Below are 19502 nucleotides of genomic sequence, written 5' to 3'. Positions count from 1 at the left end.
CTCATTTCCTCCTTCCTATTTTTGATTAGCTTTAATAGCTGTTTGAATTTTAACTAATGATTTGTTAGCACCGGGAACATTTCCCTTAATCATGATTGCATTACGTTCAGCATCAACTTTGATGATTTCAAGGTTTTGTGTAGTAACACGGTTGTTACCCATAACACCTGGAAGCATCTTACCTTTGAATACACGGTTGATGATGGCACCCATTGAACCAGCAACACGGTGATATCTAGAACCGTGAGTTTCTGGACCTCTAGCTTGACCAAAACGCTTGATGTTACCTTGCATTCCGTGTCCCTTTGTTGTACCTGTAACGTCGACAATATCACCAGAATTAAATGTATCAACTGTAACGTTGCCACCTAATTCGTAGTCTCCCATTTCAACATCGCGGAATTCGCGAATGTAGTGCTTAGGAGTTGTATTTGCCTTTTCTGCATGACCTTTGGCAGGTTTGTTTGATAGAACTTCACGTCTGTCTTCAAAACCTAGTTGAACGGCCTCATAACCATCATTTTCAACTGTCTTAAGTTGCATAACAACGTTTGGTGTTGCTTCAACAACTGTTACGGGAACAAGTTCACCGTTGTCAGTGAAAATTTGAGTCATTCCGACTTTTTTACCAAGAATTCCTTTTCTGGCCATGTTTGCACCTCCAATAATTTATTTTTTTAATAATTATAATTTAATTTCAATGTCAACACCTGATGGTAGATCCAACTTCATAAGTGAATCAACCGTCTTCTTTGTTGGGTTAACAACGTCGATAAGTCTTTTATGTGTACGCATTTCGAATTGCTCTCTAGAATCCTTATGCTTATGTGGTGAAGCTAACACTGTATATAGTGAACGTTCTGTAGGCAATGGAATTGGACCTGAAATTTGAGCTCCAGTTCTCTTTGCTGTTTCCACAATTTTGTCAGCTGATTGATCTAGAATACGATGTTCATAAGCCTTCAAACGAATGCGAATTTTTTGACTTGCCATGGGGTTACCTCCTTTTTGTCTCTTTCAAGATGACCGGCTCCGTGAAAATATCCGCCAGCCCTGCCGTGGCAAAGCGGCCGGGTGTGTCGCAACCTCTCACTTCTAAGCCGTCGATATTTTTTCAATACCTCTTTGGTACATACTTCTAACCGAAATAAGCACTCTTATAATATTACACGATGAACTCCACATTTTCAAGGTGAAATCAAGCATTTTTTTAAATGTAAGTCGCTTTCTTAAAAAAGAATTTTCATCTATACTCTAAAAAGAGTCTATGGAGGTGTAATTTGAATAATCTCGAATTTAGTTATAATAACAGGTTTGCTCAAAATAATAAAGACAAAATTTATTTTCGTCTATTTAAAGTTCAAGTGATTTTAAATGCTCTGATTATTTTCAGCTACAGTGCGGTTACTAAGAACCTGTTATTATTCTTACCGATCGGTTTGAATTTATTAGCACTTTATCTTAAACCGAATCCTCAACGAATCATTGACCGCACGAATTTTCTTTTTCAATTATTCTTCCAAGTGTATATCATCGCTCAATCATACTATTATCTCATTGGCGTGACGATGCGTTTATATAATTGGAACTTACCCAGTTCGATTGCACTATTCCTAGTCTCTTTGCTAGTGATGTACATTCCTTACACGATTGTTTTCTTCGGTCGGATACAAAACACTTGGCTACAACTATTGAGCATGTTATTCATCTTTGAAGTTGTTGCCATGGGTACGACTGACGGGGTGATCGATGGAACGATTCTTTCATTGAACCATTTTGTCATCTTATTGAACGACTCAGCTTTCATGGGTGCAATAATTTTCCTACTGTTAACTTTAGTCATCATGAAGCATTGGAGTTATCCCGGACCTTCGATGAGACTCACTAAAGAAGCCAATTGGAAAATCCTCTTGCTATTGTTGATCTTTTGCATTTGGTTCGTAATATGGAACGCTTTTGGTGGTAGCGGCTCTTTCTTAAAGTCATTTTTCACCTTTAATTTCTCACATGTCACCTTTAAGCCTCAAAATATTTTAACAGGGCTTGAAGCAGGTATAGCTGAGGAATTACTTTTCCGATATGTCTTCCTAACGATCTTATTGAGAGCCTTTCGTAATCACCGTTACCAAATTTTCTATGCGGCAGGTATTAGCAGTCTCTGCTTCGGCCTATTGCATTTGACCAATCTGGCTGCAGGTCAAAACCTGGCTAACACTCTCAATCAAGTAATCTTTGCTTTTGGAATGGGATTGTTAATGTGTGGCATCTACTTATACACTAAACTCTTCTATATAATAGTAATTTTTCACACCTTATTAGATACCTTGGTATTCAGTGTTTCCGGAGTAACGATGACTGGTAAAGTAACGGTAATAGACAGTATCTTTACAATTGTTGAAACAATATTATTCATCTTAATTGCTATTGGATTATTAATATCTGTTTATAATAGAAGAAATCGATTCAATTTTGGGTAAAAAAGGTTTTGGGACAAAATTTAACAAAAAGCAATTGATAAATTCCACTATTTGGAATTTTCAATTGCTTTTTTTACTTCGAATTGGGAGTTATGTCCCTAACTCTTATTTATTTTTATCGATTTCTTGGTTCGCGTTTTTTAAGGATGGTTGGTTTAGTTTGTCGTCTTCAGTTGCTATTTGGGGTTTGCGCTGGTTTTGAATTGGTACTTCTTAATATTTAAAGATTAAATAATAAAAAATCTGTGTATCTTCCCCTATTAACTGTGAAGCAGTTTATTGATTTTACTTGTAATTTTCTCTATTTCATCATTTTGAATATTCACAAAGCCTGGATTATTTAATTGATATTTATTTCCTTTCTTAATCCAAAACAGAATATAGGGATCTTTAATAGGATAAAAATTTTTAGAAGTTAATTTATATTTAGTCTCATAATCCTGCCGTTTTCCCCTACTAACATTCGAAAAATTTTCAACTTGTGTTACTATTTTACTTCCAATTTTTGGCATAGGGAAACCGGGATCGTTAACGAAAACTTTTGTGTCTGGATTATTATAGCCATAATCCTTGCCATAATAATTTCCTTCAACATCAGTATATAAATACTGCACTTTTGTCAGTCCACCACCAAATTCGGTTTTTATTGTACGCCCTTTCAATGATTTACTTCCACTGAGAACTTTGTTCACAAATATAGTTACTTCAGTAGTCGGACCTATAACCTTATCTTTCATTTCTTTATAGTTAACAATCGTAGCATTAATCACTGTATTCTCTTTAAAAAATGAAGCCTCATTCAGTTTACTATCTTTCAAGCCTTCAACTAATTGTAAGCTAAAGTTCTCATGATCGTCTTCTATTGTTTCAGTGGTTGAACTTATTTTAGGATATTTTACTACTGGTATATTTTTAATCTTATTATTCCATTTCTTTTTATTAGTCTTAATTTCAGTTTCAAAAGAAGATTGTTCTTTCGTATTTGACAATTTCTGAGATTGAGTTGAACACGCACTAATAGACATCAGGCAAAGAGTCATTATTAAGTATGTTACTACGCTATTAATTTTTTTATATTTCATAATTAATCTCACTTGTCATTAAATTCAATTTATCAACTAATACCTTTTCACCAGCTATGGTTCTTTCTTCTATTCCCGCATACAAATCTTTTACGGTAACAGTTACTCCACGGATTATAATTTTAATCTTATTCTCCCAAATATTTTTATTTGCCTTCTCATTTTCAATAAAAGAAATCTTTTGTAAATGTACAGCCTTGTTATCTTTTAGACTTACACCATATGACTGATCTAATTTTCCACAAGATACTAATAAAACCAAAGATAACTGCAATGGATACAATAGCATTCGCCTTTTCATTTTAAAATTCTCCCATTCTCAAAATCCTAATAAAGAGCATTTACTCCTTGCAAATCTCCAAGATATGGTCCCGCTTTTTTAACTTCCAGAATATTTGATTTCATGATCATTTCAGATGTTAAATTATTATGTGCTAATCTAACGGCGTGTCCAATTTCATGTACAAAAGTTGCTTCTCTGGTTCTTGACATACTCCTATCATACCAGAATTTAGAATATGAAAAATCCATAATACTTTAATTCTTATTTGTCGTATAATTTACGTTCATCGGTGTTACAGTATTACATCCTTCTGAAGTATTCAATCTATACATCGCATTGTTAATATTTTGTCTTTGTCGTGCGGTGATATTATCTGTTAACCAAAATTTTTGATACGTAATACCATTAGAATTTTTCAAATTACTACCATATAGATAGTACGGTGCAGCATTTACATCGGTAACATTAAGTGAAAATATAATAGGATTGGTATTAAAATACCATGGCAAAGATTGCCAAATTGTTTGGTTGTTTGAATGAAACTAAAAAAAGCAATTGAAAATTCCAAATATAGGAATTTATCAATTGCTTTTTACTTTGAATTAGGAGTTATGTCCCTAACTCTTTTTTAGTTTCACTCTAAAGATCTATTCTTCAGGGTTACCACCGTTTTTCTTAATAATGTCAGCTTGAATTGACTTAGGAACCTTTTCGTAGTGATCCATTGTCATTGTAAATGTACCACGACCTTGTGTTGCTGAACGAAGTGTTGTAGCGTAACCAAACATTTCTGCAAGTGGAACGAAAGCATTGATAAGTTGTGCATTACCACGTGCTTCCATACCTTCAACACGTCCACGACGAGCAGTAACTTGTCCCATAACATCACCTAAGTAATCTTCTGGTGTAACAATTTCAACCTTCATAATAGGTTCAAGAATTACAGCACCAGCAGTCTTAGCAGCATTACGTAGAGCCATTGAAGCGGCAATCTTGAAGGCTGCTTCAGATGAATCGACTTCGTGGTATGAACCATCATACAACTTAGCCTTAACATCGATCAATGGATAACCGGCAAGAACACCGTTTTCCATAGCTTCCTTCAAACCTTGTTCAACTGATGGAATGTATTCACGAGGAACAACACCACCGACGATAGCGTCTTCGAATTCGAAGCCTTTACCTTCTTCATTAGGTGTAAATTCAACCCAAACATCACCATATTGACCTTTACCACCTGATTGACGAACGAACTTACCTTGAGCACTTGTTTGTTGTGTAAATGTTTCACGGTAAGCAACTTGAGGTTCACCAACCTTACATGCAACGTTGAATTCACGTTTCATACGGTCAACCATGATATCCAAGTGCAATTCACCCATTCCGGCGATAAGAGTTTCACCAGTTTCAGGATTTGTTTCAGCTTGGAAAGTAGGATCTTCTTCAGATAGTTTTTGGATAGCAATATCCATCTTATCTCTATCTTCCTTTGAGTTAGGTTCGATAGAAACTTGGATAACTGGATCTGGAATATCCAATGATTCAAGAATCAATGGATCTGAAGGATCTGTTAGAGAATCACCAGTTGTAGTGTTCTTCAAACCGATAACAGCAGCGATATCACCTGAGAATACTTCTGGGATTTCCTTACGGTGGTTAGAATGCATTTGTAGCAAACGACCAACACGTTCACGTTTGTCTTTTGTTGAGTTCAAGACATAAGAACCTGATTCTAGTGAACCTCTATATACACGAATGTATGTTAGACGTCCAACGAATGGGTCAGTAGCGATCTTAAATGCTAGACCAGCAAATGGTTTGCTATCATCAGCCATAAGTTCAACTTCTGAGTCATCCTTAGGATCTGTAGCTTTATAAGGACGTACGTCAAGTGGTGATGGTAGGTAATCAACAACCGCATCCATCAACATTTGAACACCTTTGTTCTTGAAAGCAGAACCAGCAAGAACTGGGAAGAATTTCAAATTGATTGTTGCTTTACGAATAGCTGCACGGATTTCATCATTGCTGATTTCTTCTCCGCCAAGATATTTTTCCATGATGTCGTCATCAACATCAGCAACAGCTTCGATCAATTCAGAACGTTTCTTTTCTGCTTCAGCACGGTATTCTTCAGGAACATCAACTGTATCCCACTTTGTACCTAATTCATCTTCATCATAAAGGTCGGCTTTCATTTCGATCAAGTCGATAACACCTTCGAATTGGTCTTCAGCACCAATAGGCATTTGAACAGCATGCGCATTAGCTTGAAGTCTTTCGTGAAGTGTGTCAACTGAGTAGTCGAAGTTAGCACCGATTTTATCCATTTTGTTAACAAAAACAATACGTGGAACACCATATGTTGAAGCTTGACGCCAAACATTTTCAGTTTGTGGTTCAACACCTGATTGAGCATCAAGAACTGTAATAGCACCATCTAGCACACGTAGTGAACGTTCAACTTCGATTGTGAAGTCAACGTGTCCTGGAGTATCGATGATGTTGATACGGTTACCTTTCCATTCAGCAGTTGTAGCAGCTGATGTAATAGTAATACCACGTTCTTGTTCTTGGGCCATCCAGTCCATTTGTGAAGCACCATCATGTGTTTCACCAATTTTGTGGATCTTACCAGTATAGTACAAAATACGTTCAGTAGTTGTAGTTTTACCGGCATCGATATGGGCCATGATACCAATATTTCTGGTTTCTTCTAGTGGAAATTCACGTTTATTAGCCATGAAAAATTGTTTCTCCTCTCAAATTAACTAGTTTAACAACTAGATCCTACCAACGATAGTGAGCGAATGCACGGTTAGCATCGGCCATCTTATGTGTATCTTCACGTTTCTTAACAGCAGCACCAGTATTGTTAGCTGCATCCATAATTTCATTTGCAAGACGTTGGTCCATTGTATGTTCACCACGTAGACGAGCATAGCTTGTGATCCAACGAAGACCTAAAGTAGTACGACGATCTGGACGTACTTCGATAGGAATTTGATAGTTAGAACCACCGATACGGCGAGCCTTAACTTCAAGTACAGGCATAACATTGTTCATTGCTTCTTCAAACACGTCCAATGGTTCGTTACCTGTCTTATCCTTAATAATATCGAATGCACGATATAGAATTGTTGAAGCAGTACCTCTTTTACCATCATACATTAAGTGGTTGATCAAGCGAGTTACTAGCTTTGAGTTGTACATTGGGTCTGGCAAAACATCACGTTTTGGAGCTCTACCTTTACGCATATTAAATTCCTCCGTTATTACATTATTTCTTTAAGATATTAATAATTGGTTGTTATTTCTTAGGTCTCTTAGCACCATATTTTGAACGACTTTGCATACGTCCATCAACACCGGCTGTATCTAAGGCACCACGAACAACGTGATAACGAACACCAGGTAGATCCTTTACACGTCCACCACGGACGAGAACAACACTATGCTCTTGCAAGTTGTGGCCAATACCAGGGATATATGCTGTTACTTCAATAAGGTTTGATAATCTAACACGGGCATACTTACGTAGGGCAGAGTTAGGTTTCTTAGGTGTCATTGTACCGACACGAGTTGCAACACCACGTTTTTGTGGAGCTGGGTTCTTTGTGGCAACTTTCTTCATACTATTGTAGCCGTAGTTCAATGCAGGAGCATCGGACTTAGAAGTTTGTGACTTACGGCCTTTGCGAACTAATTGATTAATTGTAGGCATTCAAAGTTCCTCCTAAAAATTTAAGTACACACATCCAGGTGGTTCATAATTTTGTAAAATAATAAACCACATGAGTGGCGTACGTTATGAGCTTTATATTTAATAAACAAACTAATATTGCTGCCAATAAAAGCACGTCTAATAGAATACCATCTAAAAAAAGCCATGTCAATGCAACATTTCTAAAAAGTTATCCACAAGACTTCGTAATTTTAAACGAGGTGAAAAAAATGAAATACTTTTTATACTTAATTATTTTCATGTTAGGAGCTTGCATTATCTCCTTTCTAAAAGTTGTTGCTCATGATTACCCGCATTTGAGCCTGACTAGACGCTCACATTGCGACTATTGTGATAGGATTTTACGATGGTTTGAAATTATACCTATAATAGGTTATTTCATTGTTTATGGTAAATGCTCCCACTGCAAAAATCAAATTAGTTTTTTAAATCCGGTTAATGAATTTATTGGTGGATCAATATTCTTAACTTTGATTAACTGCAACGACTTTGCCCTAATACCGTTGTTTTTATTGTTGATTCTCTTAGGATTTTGCGATGCCTTTTTTGGCTATGTCTATCCGATGACTTATGTAATCGTCATTCCTACCTTATTCTGGCACCAATTCCATCCACTGATTGGACTGATATTTTACTTATCTCTACTACTATTCAGTCGCAAGTACGAATTTGGTTTAGGTGACATTGAAGTTATCGCTCTATTAGGCTTGATCTTAGGCTGGTTTTCAACACTTTGGATCATCACTTTAGCTTGCTTGATCTGTTTAACCGCCTATTTAGTGCATAAAAAAAGATCATTTAGATTCATCCCCTATCTCAGTTATTCAACAGGTATCGTCTATCTGATCTCTTTATTTATTGCTTAGGAATAATATTTTGTAATTTAAGCCAATTTACGCACAATTCCCACCACTTTGTATCGAATTGGTTGAGATTTGCCTCATTACCAGGATTTTGAGTAACATAATTTGCCAATGATAAACCATGCGCACCAGAACCAAATAAGTGTAATTCAAATGGAACGTTCAACAAATCTAGTTTTTGCGCATATACGATCGAATTCATCACGGGAACTGTAGTATCAGTGACTGTTTGCCAAATGAAAGTTGGTTTGCTGTTCTTGCTTAGATGCTCTTGAGCTTGCCAGTAATAAATATCTGGTGCAACTTTCATGGACCATTCCTCATCGGTTGGCCAACCCAGGGTCATATCGATCACAGGATAACAGAGCACATTTGCTGCTGGCGTTACCTTTAAACCCTCAGGGTAAATCTTTGGACTCTGATCTGGATCCATCATTAGTGAATTGAAGTTAGCCACGATATGACTACCAGCTGAAAATCCTATCAAAATGACTTTCTCAAAATCAATGTGATGGGCTTCATCTTGTGTCTTCAACCAGTTTAAAGTCGTTGCTAATTCTTGCAAGGCCAAGGGATAAACGCTGTGTTCATCGTCGGCAAGTTGATAGTTCAAAACTAAGGCGTGCATACCTATCGAATTGAATTTAAAGGCAATTGGCTGTGCTTCACGATCAGTAATGAATTTAAAAGCCCCTCCAGGACAAATAATTGCTAAAGGACGCTTAGCTGGTGTCCCAAAGTCAGCTACAGGATCGACCCAATACGTATCTAAATTAAACTTCGTATTTTGATAAGCTAATTCTTGTTTCTGCAAAATTTTAACCTCCAAAAAGTTTTTCTAGATTCTATCACTACTAGTATACAAAAAAAGACAGCCCAAAGGCTGTCTTTTTAATAACAATTAGTGTTTTTCTTCTTTAGCTGCATCTTCAGCTTTCATTTGAGCTTCAATGTCAGAAATTGTGTAGGCACCGTTCAAGGAGTTATCTGCCATAGGACCAACTTTCTTTGGTTCCATGTGGTTGTACTTAGCCATACCAGTACCAGCAGGGATAAGTTTACCAATAATAACATTTTCCTTAAGTCCAAGAAGTGGATCATTCTTACCACGAATTGAAGCGTCAGTAAGAACTCGAGTTGTTTCCTGGAAGGAAGCGGCTGACAAGAAACTGTTAGTTTCAAGAGAAGCCTTAGTGATACCAAGTAGAACTGGACGACCAGTTGCTGGTACATCACCATTGAACAATGTTTCACGGTTATGGTCAGTAAATTGAGAAATATCCATCAATTGACCAGGCAAGACATCTGTATCACCAGGATCAAGAATACGGATCTTTCTAAGCATTTGTCTGATCATAACCTCAAAGTGCTTATCAGAGATATCAACACCCTGCATACGGTAAACTTTTTGAACTTCAGCAAGCAAGTAGTTTTCTGTATGTAGAACGTTTGTAACTTTGATCAATTCCTTAGGATCGATTGAACCTTGTGTTAACTTACCACCACGTTTAACGTGATCACCTTCGGCAACCGCAACACTTGATGTGTAAGGAACATTGTAAGATCTAGTATCAATGTCACCTTCAACTGTAATTTCCTTAGTGTGTTCTGCTGGGTTTTCATCGATTGATGTAACTGTACCATCAACTTCTGAAATAACGGCAAGACCTTTAGGATTTCTAGCTTCAACGATTTCTTGAACACGAGGAAGTCCTTGAGTAATATCGTCACCACCAGCAACACCACCGGTATGGAAGTTTCTCATTGTCAATTGTGTACCTGGTTCACCGATTGATTGAGCAGCAACAGTACCAACTGCTTCACCAATTTCAACTTCTTCACCAGTAGCAAGGTTACGACCGTAACACTTCTTACATACACCATGCTTAGTATCACATGTGAATGCTGAACGAATTGTCACGTGAGTAACACCAGCGTCAACAACCTTTTGAGCAATTGTTTCATCCATCAAGACACCACGAGGTACGATAACTTCGCCAGTCTTTGGATCTTTAACTGTCTTTTGTGTATAACGACCAACTAGTCGATCATACAATGGTTCGATCATATCGGTACCTTCCATGATTGAACTTACAACAAGTCCACGATCAGTACCACAATCTTCTTCACGAACAATAACATCTTGCGCAACATCAACCAAACGACGAGTCAAGTAACCAGAGTTAGCTGTCTTCAAAGCCGTATCAGTCATACCTTTACGGGCACCGTGGGTTGACATGAACATTTCCATAACTGATAGTCCTTCACGGAAGTTAGAAATAACAGGGATTTCCATCATACCACCGTTAGGGGCAGCCATAAGTCCACGCATACCTGCTAGCTGAGTAAAGTTTGAGATGTTACCACGGGCACCGGAGTCAGACATCATTGAAATAGGGTTAGTAGGATCAAATGAGTCGATCAACAATTGTTGGATCTCATCCTTTGTATCATTCCAAACACTGATAACACGGTCATGACGTTCTGAATCGGTGATAAGTCCACGACGGAATTGCTTAGAAATTGAAGCAACTTGTTTGTGGGCTTTTTCGATGATTTCAGGTTTTTGAGTCAAGTTAGGAACATCTGTCACACCGACTGTCAAACCAGACAATGTACAAATTGTATAACCTAATTCCTTCATATCATCAAGTAGTGATGAAGTTCTTTGAACACGGTAGATCTTGAATACTTGAGCAATGATATCTGATAAGTAGCCACTCTTCAATGGGTCGATTAGATCCATTTCATCGAGACGAGCCTTAATATCTTCACCTTTGCCAAGGAAGTATTTGTCTGGAACGCCATGCATCAAGTTTTCATCAGTTGGTTCATTCAAATATGGGAAATCTTCAGGAAGAATTTCGTTAAAGATTACTTTACCAACTGAAGTAATCATAACCTTATCTCTTTGATCATCCTTGAATGGCTTGTTTGGCATTGAGTTAACTGCGATACCAATTCTTGTGTGATAGTGAACATCACCATTCAATAAAGCAGTTTGAACTTCGTTTGAATCCTTGAAGATCTTACCTTCACCAGTCATATGTCTTGTTTCAATTGTTAGATAGTAGTTACCTAAAACGACATCCTGTGAAGGTGTAACGATAGGCTTACCATCTTTAGGAGCAAGAATATGGTGAGCAGCAAGCATCAACATACGAGCTTCGGCTTGAGCTTCATCTGATAGAGGAACGTGGATAGCCATCTGATCCCCATCGAAATCGGCATTGTAAGCTTCACAAGCAAGTGGGTGCAAACGCATTGACTTACCTTCAACCAAGACAGGTTCAAAAGCTTGAATACCAAGTCTGTGAAGTGTAGGGGCACGGTTAAGTAATACTGGACGTTCTTTGATAACGTCTTCTAGTACATCCCAAATGTCATCATCTTGACGATCGATCTTTCTTCTAGCATTTTTAACGTTAGAAGCAATTTCACGCTTAACAAGTTCATGCATAACGAATGGTTTGAATAATTCCAAAGCCATTTCACGTGGAAGACCACATTGATAGAACTTCAATGTAGGACCAACATCAATAACTGAACGTCCTGAATAATCAACACGTTTACCAAGTAAGTTTTGACGGAAACGTCCTTGCTTACCTTTCAACATATGTGAAAGTGACTTCAATGGACGGTTACCAGGTCCAGTAACGGGACGGCCACGACGACCATTATCGATCAAAGCATCAACGGCTTCTTGCAACATACGTTTTTCGTTTTGAACGATGATGTTAGGAGCATGAAGATCCAACAATCTCTTCAAACGGTTATTTCTGTTAATAACACGACGGTACAAATCGTTCAAGTCAGAAGTAGCGAAACGGCCACCTTCTAGTTGAACCATAGGACGTAAATCAGGTGGGATAACAGGAATTGCTTCCATTACCATCCATTCTGGTTTATTGCCTGATTTTTGGAAAGCACTTAAAATGTCCAAACGTCTGATAGCACGAGTACGTTTTTGACCTTGAGCACTCTTTAATTCATCACGAAGTTCTTTAACTTCAGAATCCATATCAACTTGGCTAAGTAAATCACGGATACCTTCAGCACCCATCTTAGCAACGAACTTGTTGCCAAATTCTTCACGTTTCTTACGATATTCTGTTTCAGTTAAAAGTTGTTTCTTTTCTAGATCTGTTTCACCTGGGTCGATAACTACATATGATGCAAAGTAGATTACTTCTTCCAAGTTTCTTGGACTCATGTCCAAAACAAGTCCCATACGTGATGGGATACCCTTGAAGTACCAGATGTGTGATACTGGGGCAGCTAATTCGATGTGAGCCATACGTTCACGACGAACCTTTGAACGAGTAACTTCAACACCACAGCGGTCACAGACAATACCCTTATAACGGATACGTTTGTATTTACCACAGGCACATTCCCAGTCTTTAGTTGGTCCGAAAATTCTTTCATCGAATAGACCATCTTTTTCTGGTTTCAAAGTACGGTAGTTGATAGTTTCTGGTTTTTTAACTTCTCCATAAGACCAACTACGAATCTTGTCCGGAGATGCTAAACCAATTTGCATACTTTCGAATTTATTAACGTCTATCAAAAGGTAACCTCCCTAAAGTTTTGACTAGTTTTCTGATTTTGTACTAGTTGATTCAGCTGAATCTTTTGAGTCTTCAAGCTTCTTAGCTTCCTCTTCAGCACGTTTTTGTTCTTGTTGTTTAGCAAACTTAGATAAGGCGTCGATTGAAACAGTGTCTTCATCGTCATCCATATCTCTAAGTTCGATTTCTTTCTTATGTGAATCTAAGACTTTCATGTCTAGTCCTAGAGCTTGTAGTTCTTTGACAAGAACACGGAATGATTCAGGAACACCAGGCTTAGGAATACTTTCACCCTTAACGATAGCTTCGTATGTCTTAACACGTCCAACAACATCATCAGACTTGTAAGTCAAGATTTCTTGAAGTGTATAAGCAGCACCGTAAGCTTCAAGGGCCCAAACTTCCATTTCACCAAATCTCTGACCACCAAATTGTGCTTTACCACCAAGTGGTTGTTGAGTAACTAGTGAGTAAGGTCCGATTGAACGAGCATGAATCTTATCATCAACCATGTGGGCTAGTTTCAAGTAGTACATGACACCAACGGCAACACGGTTCTTGAATGGTTCACCAGTACGTCCATCATAAAGGATCGACTTACCATCAGAATCCATATCAGCTTCTTTAACGATGTCCCAAAGTTCGTCATCACTTACACCGTCGAAAACAGGTGTAGCAACATGGATGCCAAGTTTTCTAGCAGCCATACCTAAGTGAAGATCAAGAACTTGTCCGATATTCATACGTGATGGAACACCCATTGGGTTCAAGAGGATATCTACTGGAGTACCATCTGGCATGTAAGGCATATCTTCCTCAGGAACAACGATTGAAACAGTACCCTTGTTACCGTGACGACCAGACATCTTGTCACCAACTTGAATCTTACGCTTTTGAGCAATGTAAACACGAACTAACATGTTAACACCAGGATCAAGTTCGTCACCGGCTTCACGAGTGAAGACCTTAACATCTTGGATAATACCGCCACCACCATGTGGTACACGAAGTGAAGTATCACGAACTTCACGAGCTTTTTCACCAAAGATAGCATGAAGCAATCTTTCTTCGGCTGATAATTCAGTCACACCTTTAGGAGTAACTTTACCAACTAAGATATCGCCATCACGGACTTCAGCACCAATTCTGATAATTCCGAATTCGTCAAGATCCTTCAATGAATCTTCACCAACGTTAGGAATTTCACGTGTGATTTCTTCAGGTCCAAGTTTTGTATCACGTGCTTCTGATTCGTATTCTTCAATATGAACTGAAGTATAAGCATCTTCACGCACTAATTTTTCTGAAAGTACGATCGCATCTTCGTAGTTGTACATGTTCCATGTCATAAAGGCAATCAATGGGTTTTGACCAAGAGCTAATTCACCGTTTTCCATAGCAGGACCATCGGCGATAATATCACCCTTCTTAACCTTTTCATCCTTACGAACGATAGGTTTTTGGTTGTAACTCTTACCATTATTTGAACGACGGAACTTAGTGATCTTGTAATCATCAATTGTGCCATCTTCGTCACGTTTGACCGTAACTTTCTTAGCATCAACATATTCAACTGTACCAGCGTGTTCAGCTAACAATGCAGCACCAGAATCATGAGCAGCAATATATTCCATACCAGTACCAACTAATGGTGCATGTGGATTGATCAAAGGAACAGCTTGACGTTGCATGTTGGCACCCATCAAAGCACGGTTGGAGTCATCGTTTTCCAAGAAAGGAATACATGCAGTAGCTACAGAAACTACTTGTTTAGGAGAAACGTCCATGTAATCGACTTTTTCAGGAGTTGTTTCGATGTTATCATCCTTGCTACGAGCCAAGATCGTGTTGTCAACGAATGAACCATCATCGTTCAATGGTGTATTAGCTTGGGCAACAACGTAGTTATCTTCTTCGTCAGCAGTCAAGTAATCGATTTTATCGGTTACTTTGTGAGTATCCCATGAAACACGACGATATGGTGTTTCAATGAAGCCATACTTGTTGATGATGGCATATGAAGCCAAGTTATTGATAAGTCCGATATTAGGACCTTCAGGAGTTTCGATAGGACACATACGGCCATAGTGAGTATAGTGAACGTCACGAACTTCATATCCGGCACGGTCACGAGTCAAACCACCAGGTCCAAGGGCTGATAAACGACGTTTGTGTTCTAGTTCTCCAAGTGGATTAGTTTGATCCATGAATTGTGACAATTGTGATGAACCAAAGAATTCCTTGATTGAAGCAACAACAGGTCTGATATTGATCAATTGTTGAGGTGTAACAGTTGATGAGTCTTGAATTGACATTCTTTCACGAACAACACGTTCCATACGTGATAGACCAATTCTAAATTGGTTTTGTAGCAATTCACCGACTGAACGAATACGACGGTTACCCAAGTGATCGATATCATCAGTTGTACCGATACCTTCTTTTAAGTTCAAGAAGTAGTTGATTCCAGCTAAGATATCAGCTGGTGTAATTGTCCGGTTTTCTTCAGGAATATGACCGTTACCAATCATGTTAACAACTTTTTCGTTATCGACTTCTGAATAAACCTTGATAGTTTGAATAGTGATTGGGTCAGTTAGAACACCCTCATCTGAAGGAGTCAATGTGACAGTCTTGAAATCGTCTCTTTCAAGATATGGAGCCAATTTATTCATGGCATCGCGGTCAATCAAAGTATCCTTAGCGAGTACAACTTCACCAGTATCTGGGTCAGCTAATGTTTCAGCTAAAGTCTTGTTGAGAAGTCTTGTCTTAAGATTTAACTTCTTATTGATCTTGTAACGACCAACAGGGGCTAGATCATAACGACGTGGGTCAAAGAAACGAGCATATAGCAATGAACGAGAACTATCTGCTGTCTTTGGTTCACCAGGACGAAGTCTTTCATAGATATCTTTCAAAGCTTCTTCAACACGTGAATCACTTGTATCCTTATGAACATCTTTTTCAAGAGTAAGGTTCAAAGTATCGTTTTCACCAAAAATATCAAGAATTTCTGAGTCTTCACCAAAACCTAGGGCTCTGACAAGTTCAGAAATAGCTAACTTTCTAGTTCTATCGATTCTTACGTAACCTAAACCTTTAGCATCTGTTTCATATTCCAACCAAGCACCACGGTTAGGGATAACGGTTGTACCATAGTTTACACGGCCATTTTTATCAGTATCTTCATTGTAGTAGATACCAGGTGAACGAACTAATTGAGAAACAATTACACGTTCAGCACCGTTGATGATGAAAGTTCCTTCATCAGTCATGATAGGGAAATCACCGAAGAAAACATCTTGAGTCTTGATTTCACCAGTTTCATGGTTAGTCAACTTCAAAGTTACATGGAGTGGTGCTGAATAGTTAGCGTCATGAGCTCTAGCTTCTTCAACAGTATATTTTGGTTCTAGTAACTTGTAATCGACGTATTCCAAAGAAAGATTTCCTGCGAAATCATCAATTGGCATAATGTCATCAAACATATCTTTTAGTCCTTCATCCAAGAACCAGTTGTAAGAATTTGTTTGAATGTCAATCAAATTTGGCAGTGGAAGTACTTCCTTGATCTTTGCATAACTACGACGAACACGGTGTGCACCATAATTAACGTTATGATAAGTCAAATTTTTCACCTCAACATTTAATTTGTTCAAATTGCCGTATCGAAATATTACATTTTGATTACAATTGCATGAAAACGTTTTTTTATCCTAATTTTAGGCAAAAAAAAACCAAAAATAGAATCTCTTTTCTATTTTTGTGTTTTTTATTTAGCATAACCACGGACAATAGATCGTGATACGCAATTTGAACTTTGAATCTCAAAAAAGATAATACTCTCAACTATTTTCTTTGTCAATAGTAGTGATTTTACTTTTTTTAGTGAGTCAATGTTTTATTTTCTTCAGGGTGATCAACTGTAATTGTCAACTTCCCTTTTTTGGAACCAACTTTAATAGAGTCACCAGCTTTAACGTGTCCCATTAAAAGTTGTTCACTGGCTGGATCTTCGATTTCTCTTTGAATAGTTCTTCTCATTGGTCGAGCACCATACTCTGGATTGTAGCCATCTTTGACCAGATCATTGTAAGCTGATGGAGAAATTACTAGCTTGATTTCTCTTTCGTCCAGACGTTTTCTCAAGTTATTACTCATGATCTTAGCAATAGCCTTGAGTTGCTCTTTATTGAGTGACTTGAAGACAATTGTTTCATCGATTCGGTTCAAGAACTCAGGACGGAAGAATTTCTTCAATTCAGTATTGATTCGTTCTTGCATCTCTTTGTAGTCGTCATGAACATCACGCGCACCGAAGCCGACTGACTTGTCATCTTCCAAAGCACGAGCTCCCAAGTTGGAAGTCATGATGATAATGGTGTTTCTAAAGTCAACCTTACGTCCCTTGGCATCAGTTAAAATACCATCGTCTAAGACTTGTAACAAGATATTAAAGACATCAGGATGAGCCTTTTCAACCTCATCTAGCAAGACAACTGAATAAGGTTCATTTCTAACTTTTTCAGTCAGCTGACCACCATCATCAAAGCCAACATAACCTGGGGCAGAACCGATCAGCTTCGAAGTACTGTATTGTTCCATGTATTCAGACATGTCAACTCGGATCAAGTTATCTTCTGAACCAAACATTACTTCAGCAATCGACTTAGCTAGTTCAGTCTTACCAACACCAGTTGGTCCTAAGAACATAAATGAACCGATTGGGCGGTTAGGATCTTTCATTCCACTTCTAGCACGTCTGATGGCACGAGAAACGGCATTGATTGCGTCCTCTTGTCCAATAACTCGCTTGTGAAGCTCTTTTTCAAGGTTGAGTAGCTTTTCACTCTCTTTACGAGTAATTTGCTTCACAGGTACGCCTGTCCACTGTGCAATCACTTCAGCAATATCATCAGCGGTAACAACTGGCTTTTTAGTCTCAACAGTTTTTTTATCTTGAATCTTGCTCAATTGTTCTTGAACATCTTGCTCTTCTTCACGGATCTTCGCAGCTTTTTCAAAGTCTTGATCAAGAATGGCATTATTCTTGTCACTCAACAATTTCATTGACTTATTAGTCAATTCTTCCAACTTGTTGCTCTTGGAAACATTGTGAATTCTGACTTTAGCAGAAGCTTCATCCATCAAATCGATAGCCTTGTCAGGCAAGAAACGGTTAGTTAGATAACGGGTTGAAAAACGAACTGCTGCTTCAACAGCTTCATCAGAAATGGTCAAACCATGATGTTGTTCATATCTTGGACGTAGGCCTTCCAAAATCTTGATTGAATCTTCGGCACTAGGTTCTTCAACATGAACTTTCGCAAAGCGACGTTCCAAAGCAGTGTCTTTTTCAATGTACTTTTGATATTCATTTGAAGTTGTGGCACCGATCAATTGCAATTCACCACGAGCTAAAGCTGGTTTCAAGATATTTGAAGCATCAATTGCACCTTCGGCACCACCGGCACCAATCAAGGTGTGCAATTCATCAATAAAGAGAATGACATGTTTATCTTGATAAATTTCTTCGATAACTTTCTTCAAACGATCTTCAAACTCACCACGATACTTAGTTCCAGCTACTAATGAGCCCATATCAAGCATCATGATTCGTTTATTTTGCATATCGATTGGAACTTCTTTTTTGACGATAGCAATTGCTAAACCTTCAGCAATTGCAGTTTTACCAACACCAGGTTCCCCAACGAGGACTGGATTATTCTTGGTCCGACGGCTGAGGATCTGAATGGTTCTTTCAACTTCGGATTGACGACCAATGACTGGATCAATCTGATTGTCAGCAGCCATCTTAGTCAAATCACGAGCTAGAGAATCAAGTGTTGGTGTACCATTTTGTGATTGTTGTTTCTTTTGTTTATTAGATAAATTAGAAGCAAAACCTCGACGAGCTGCTTTATTCGAAATCCCCATCTTGCTCAAGAGCAATGACTTAGTTTTCGCTAAGCTAAGTCCTAGGTTGACCAAGATACGGTTAGCCAAATTGTCAGCATCATCTAGAATTGCCAATAAAATGTGTTCTGTTCCGATGCGGTTAGCCTTGTATGTATCAGATGTTTCTTCCGCATCGCTTAAAATCAATTGTCCTTTAGGAGAATATGGTAAATAAATCCCCTTGGCGGTATTAGATGAGACATCGCCATAACCTGTTAGATGTTCGATCTCCTCTTCAACATCTTGTTCACTTACAGCTAGATCTCTCAAAGTAATACCGGCAATACCATCATTCTCCATCACTAGTCCTAATAGGATATGTTCCGTTCCTACAGCATTGTGATGAAATGTCTTAGCTTGTTCTTGCGCTAGAACAAGTGCATTTTTGGCGCTTTCGGTAAATACTTTGTCCATAAATGTTACCTCTACTTTTTAAGTGTCTGTTTAGAAAGTATAATTGTGTTTGAAAAAAAAGCAATTAATTTACCTCACTAGGAAATCAATCTCTCAATTCCCCTCA

At 38.1% G+C, this 19502-nt stretch carries 14 protein-coding genes and 1 pseudogene; 3 read left to right on the top strand and 12 right to left on the bottom strand.

Annotated elements, in window-relative coordinates:
- Positions 1–15 precede the first annotated feature (15 nt).
- Complete coding sequence (gene rplC, locus ACG72T_RS09360; protein ID WP_010018514.1) at positions 16–651, bottom strand: 50S ribosomal protein L3; 636 nt, start codon at positions 649–651, stop codon at positions 16–18.
- 33 nt (positions 652–684) lie between these two features.
- Positions 685–993: a 30S ribosomal protein S10 gene (gene rpsJ / locus ACG72T_RS09355; RefSeq protein ID WP_010018513.1), complete on the bottom strand. Its 309-nt coding sequence runs from the start codon at positions 991–993 to the stop codon at positions 685–687.
- Between the two features lie 287 nt (positions 994–1280).
- On the opposite strand from rpsJ, the gene ACG72T_RS09350 reads away from it, so the two are divergent.
- The gene (locus ACG72T_RS09350; protein ID WP_395265949.1) at positions 1281–2477 is read left to right on the top strand and encodes a lysostaphin resistance A-like protein; all 1197 of its coding nucleotides are present in this window, start codon (positions 1281–1283) and stop codon (positions 2475–2477) included.
- A gap of 260 nt (positions 2478–2737) precedes the next feature.
- Here the strand turns inward: ACG72T_RS09350 and ACG72T_RS09345 are convergent, their stop codons facing one another.
- The 6 genes from ACG72T_RS09345 to rpsL all read right to left on the bottom strand — a co-directional run bounded on the left by ACG72T_RS09345 (position 2738) and on the right by rpsL (position 7566).
- On the bottom strand, positions 2738–3559 hold the full coding sequence (locus tag ACG72T_RS09345) for a hypothetical protein (protein ID WP_395265948.1): 822 nt from the start codon (positions 3557–3559) through the stop codon (positions 2738–2740).
- Positions 3549–3860 carry a hypothetical protein gene (locus tag ACG72T_RS09340; protein ID WP_395265947.1) on the bottom strand — a complete coding sequence of 104 codons (312 nt, stop codon included), beginning with the start codon at positions 3858–3860 and terminating at the stop codon, positions 3549–3551. Before ACG72T_RS09340 ends, ACG72T_RS09345 begins: the two co-directional genes overlap by 11 nt.
- Positions 3861–3886: 26 nt before the next feature.
- On the bottom strand, positions 3887–4051 hold the full coding sequence (locus ACG72T_RS09335; RefSeq protein WP_395265946.1) for a hypothetical protein: 165 nt from the start codon (positions 4049–4051) through the stop codon (positions 3887–3889).
- A gap of 438 nt (positions 4052–4489) precedes the next feature.
- A complete protein-coding gene (gene fusA, locus ACG72T_RS09330) occupies positions 4490–6586 on the bottom strand; it encodes an elongation factor G (protein WP_395265945.1) in 2097 nt (698 codons plus the stop codon).
- 46 nt (positions 6587–6632) lie between these two features.
- On the bottom strand, positions 6633–7100 hold the full coding sequence (gene rpsG / locus ACG72T_RS09325; protein ID WP_102196878.1) for a 30S ribosomal protein S7: 468 nt from the start codon (positions 7098–7100) through the stop codon (positions 6633–6635).
- Positions 7101–7152: 52 nt separating this feature from the next.
- Complete coding sequence (rpsL, locus tag ACG72T_RS09320) at positions 7153–7566, bottom strand: 30S ribosomal protein S12 (RefSeq protein ID WP_041501325.1); 414 nt, start codon at positions 7564–7566, stop codon at positions 7153–7155.
- A gap of 86 nt (positions 7567–7652) precedes the next feature.
- On the opposite strand from rpsL, the pseudogene ACG72T_RS09315 reads away from it, so the two are divergent.
- Positions 7653–8048, top strand: a pseudogene (locus ACG72T_RS09315) (prepilin peptidase); the annotation flags it as partial.
- Positions 8049–8057: 9 nt separating this feature from the next.
- Positions 8058–8453, top strand: a complete 396-nt coding sequence (locus ACG72T_RS09310; RefSeq protein ID WP_395266023.1) for a hypothetical protein — start codon at positions 8058–8060, stop codon at positions 8451–8453.
- On the opposite strand, the gene ACG72T_RS09305 is transcribed toward ACG72T_RS09310, so the two are convergent.
- The 4 genes from ACG72T_RS09305 to ACG72T_RS09290 form a co-directional block, all read right to left on the bottom strand.
- Positions 8443–9264 carry an alpha/beta hydrolase gene (locus ACG72T_RS09305; protein WP_395265944.1) on the bottom strand — a complete coding sequence of 274 codons (822 nt, stop codon included), beginning with the start codon at positions 9262–9264 and terminating at the stop codon, positions 8443–8445. The two genes, ACG72T_RS09310 and ACG72T_RS09305, sit on opposite strands and share 11 nt — an antisense overlap.
- 87 nt (positions 9265–9351) lie before the next feature.
- Positions 9352–13020 carry a DNA-directed RNA polymerase subunit beta' gene (gene rpoC, locus ACG72T_RS09300; protein ID WP_395265943.1) on the bottom strand — a complete coding sequence of 1223 codons (3669 nt, stop codon included), beginning with the start codon at positions 13018–13020 and terminating at the stop codon, positions 9352–9354.
- A gap of 24 nt (positions 13021–13044) precedes the next feature.
- A complete protein-coding gene (locus ACG72T_RS09295) occupies positions 13045–16653 on the bottom strand; it encodes a DNA-directed RNA polymerase subunit beta (RefSeq protein WP_395266021.1) in 3609 nt (1202 codons plus the stop codon).
- A gap of 256 nt (positions 16654–16909) precedes the next feature.
- Positions 16910–19396, bottom strand: coding sequence for an ATP-dependent Clp protease ATP-binding subunit (locus ACG72T_RS09290; RefSeq protein WP_395265942.1), 2487 nt, complete (start codon positions 19394–19396; stop codon positions 16910–16912).
- Between the last annotated feature and the right edge of the window lie 106 nt (positions 19397–19502).

The organism is Companilactobacillus sp. FL22-1, assembly GCF_043951805.1.
Lineage (GTDB): Bacteria > Bacillota > Bacilli > Lactobacillales > Lactobacillaceae > Companilactobacillus.
Note: the sequence above shows the minus strand (reverse complement) of the source record. Positions and strands in the feature narration are given on the sequence as shown.

Coding starts and splice junctions, on each gene's coding strand:
- ACG72T_RS09335 (WP_395265946.1), bottom strand. CDS start 4,051: ATGTCAAGAACCAGAGAAGCAACTTTTGTACATGAAATTGGACACGCC.
- rplC (WP_010018514.1), bottom strand. CDS start 651: ATGGCCAGAAAAGGAATTCTTGGTAAAAAAGTCGGAATGACTCAAATT.
- rpsL (WP_041501325.1), bottom strand. CDS start 7,566: ATGCCTACAATTAATCAATTAGTTCGCAAAGGCCGTAAGTCACAAACT.
- ACG72T_RS09340 (WP_395265947.1), bottom strand. CDS start 3,860: ATGAAAAGGCGAATGCTATTGTATCCATTGCAGTTATCTTTGGTTTTA.
- ACG72T_RS09345 (WP_395265948.1), bottom strand. CDS start 3,559: ATGAAATATAAAAAAATTAATAGCGTAGTAACATACTTAATAATGACT.
- fusA (WP_395265945.1), bottom strand. CDS start 6,586: ATGGCTAATAAACGTGAATTTCCACTAGAAGAAACCAGAAATATTGGT.
- rpsG (WP_102196878.1), bottom strand. CDS start 7,100: ATGCGTAAAGGTAGAGCTCCAAAACGTGATGTTTTGCCAGACCCAATG.
- rpsJ (WP_010018513.1), bottom strand. CDS start 993: ATGGCAAGTCAAAAAATTCGCATTCGTTTGAAGGCTTATGAACATCGT.
- ACG72T_RS09290 (WP_395265942.1), bottom strand. CDS start 19,396: ATGGACAAAGTATTTACCGAAAGCGCCAAAAATGCACTTGTTCTAGCG.